The 576-nt window shown below is 45.0% G+C and carries 1 protein-coding gene; it reads right to left on the reverse strand.

Translation table 11 applies throughout. The features are described 5' to 3' along the window. Positions 1 to 100 precede the first annotated feature (100 nt). On the reverse strand, positions 101 to 576 hold a 476-nt coding region (locus tag CXQ96_RS17930; RefSeq protein ID WP_146070955.1), incomplete at its 5' end, for a chlorophyll a/b-binding protein.

Genomic DNA, 576 nt, shown 5'->3' on the forward strand with positions numbered 1-576 from the left:
TTCCATTCCATAACACAAGTAATTTACAATGACCCACAAAGAAAGTTTCAAAACAAAACACTTTCTCAATCGTCCCTAAAAATTCCTAAAATACCCCTCTTCATTTTCCAGGGACAAAGTTGGTAGCATAAGCCCAAGCATTGTTGTTAACTGGGTCAGCCAAATGGTCAGCAAGGTTCTCCAATGGGCCTTTACCAGTAACAATAGCCTGAACAAAGAACCCAAACATTGAAAACATAGCCAACCTTCCATTCTTAATCTCCTTAACCTTCAACTCCGCAAATGCTTCAGGGTCATCTGCCAACCCCAACGGGTCAAAGCTCCCACCCGGGTAAAGTGGGTCAACCACTTCCCCAAGTGGCCCACCAGCAACACGGTACCCTTCAACAGCACCCATTAAGATAACTTGAACGGCCCAAATAGCAAGAATACTTTGAGCATGGATCAAACTTGGGTTACCCAAATAGTCCAGCCCACCTTCACTAAAGATTTGTGACCCAGCTTTGAACCAAACTGCCTCACCAAACCTAACCCCATTACGGGCCAAAAGCTCAGGAAAAACACAGCCCAAAGCAC

The sequence above is a fragment of the Arthrobacter sp. B1805 genome (assembly GCF_002929745.1).
GTDB lineage: Bacteria > Actinomycetota > Actinomycetes > Actinomycetales > Micrococcaceae > Arthrobacter_D.